Origin of the sequence: Bacillus sp. GMs2/2, from assembly GCF_050172095.1 — a bacterium.
Classification (GTDB): domain Bacteria; phylum Bacillota; class Bacilli; order Bacillales; family Bacillaceae_G; genus Bacillus_A; species Bacillus_A cereus.
Genome location: NZ_JBNLYE010000620.1, coordinates 1 through 1608 on the forward strand (window position 1 = coordinate 1; position 1608 = coordinate 1608).

The following is a 1608-nucleotide window of genomic DNA, read 5'->3' on the forward strand; positions in this document are numbered from 1 at the left end:
TGGACGGAACGAGTTCAACGGCGACAACATTGGCTCGCTGGTATAAAGGGGCACCGCTTACGTTAGATCAAATTGTAACAGGAGGTGTTCGTACGTTTTCGGCGGAATCAGCTATTACAGACTCAGCGCCAGCAGCAACAGCTTTAGCAACTGGAAATAAATCGAATTCAGGATATGTAGGTATATTACCTTCTATTGTAAGTTCGCCTAGCTTACAGCCAATAAAAGAAGAAGAAAAGTTACGGCCGGTCGCAAACGTATTAGAAGGCGCAAAATGTACTGGTCGTGCAACTGGCATTGTTGCTACATCTGAAATTCAGCATGCTACTCCGGCCGGATTCTCTGCTCACCATGTCAATCGCAAACATTTTGACGTAATTGCGAAGCAGCAAGTATATCAAAATATAGATGTCGTATTAGGCGGGGGAAAAGCGGCGCTGTTACCTATGAAAAGTAATGGAATCCGAAAAGATGGTGAAAATTTAGTAAAGGTGATTCAAGACAAAGGATACGATTTCGTTGAAACGAAAGATGCGTTATTGAACTCCAAATCTAATAAAATTTGGGGCTCTTTCTCACATCATGCTCTTGCGTTTGATATGGATCGTATAGCAACAAATCCAGAACAACCAACACTTTCTCAAATGACAGAAAAAGCAATTCAAACATTATCAAAAGATAAAGATGGCTTCTTTTTATTCGTAGAAGGTAGTAAGCCTGATTGGGCAGCTCATGCTAATGATCCAATTGGGATGATTAGTGATGTATTAGCATTTGATGAAGCGGTAGCAAAGGCGTTACAATTTGCGAAGAAAGATGGGGATACGATGCTCATCGCTTTAACTGATCATGGTAACAGCGGCATCTCTATAGGGAATAGGAATACGACAAAAGGATACAATACTACACCGGTTTCTGTATACATTGATCCATTGAAAAAGGCGAAAATGACACTTGAAGGAACTATAAATAAACTGAAATCTGATTTATCAAATGTAGAAGATGTAGCTAAACTATACGGTTTGGATAATCTAACTCATGATGAAAAAGAACAATTAAAAGTGGCAAAAAAGAAAATGGATGTAGGACGAATTTTTACTACATTATTGGCTAATCGTGCAAATATCGGCTTTACGACAGGAGGACATACAGGTGAGGATGTATTCTTACATTCTTATGGACCTCAAAAACCAGAAGGCTTAATCCAAAATACAGACATTGCGAAGACGATGGCGAAAGCGATGGGCTTTAACTTAGAAGAAGTAACGAATAAAATATTTTTAGAGAGTGAACAAGCCTTTAAGAAAATCGGTGCAACTGTAACAGCCGACAAAACCGAAGGAGCAAACCCGTTACTCGTAGTAAAACATAATAAAGTAGAAGCACAATTATTTGGTAACAAAAATATAATTCGTATCAATGGTAAAGGGTATGAATTAAGAAGTATTATTGTAGAGAGTAATGGAAAGTACTATGTACCAGAAGAAGCAATTCAACTATTTGTAAAGCATTCTCGTTAAAAAATTGCCAACCAGTTAAGCTAACTGGTGGCAATTTTTTGTGTTTATTCTAAATATAAGGGCTCGAATTGTTTTGTAATTTTTTTAT

At 37.7% G+C, this 1608-nt stretch carries 1 protein-coding gene; it reads left to right on the forward strand.

Features of this window, described 5'->3' with window-relative positions:
* Positions 1-1520, forward strand: a 1520-nt coding sequence (locus tag ACQGS6_RS28030) for an alkaline phosphatase (protein ID WP_426965995.1), incomplete at its 5' end; no start/stop codon positions are given.
* Positions 1521-1608: the final 88 nt, after the last annotated feature.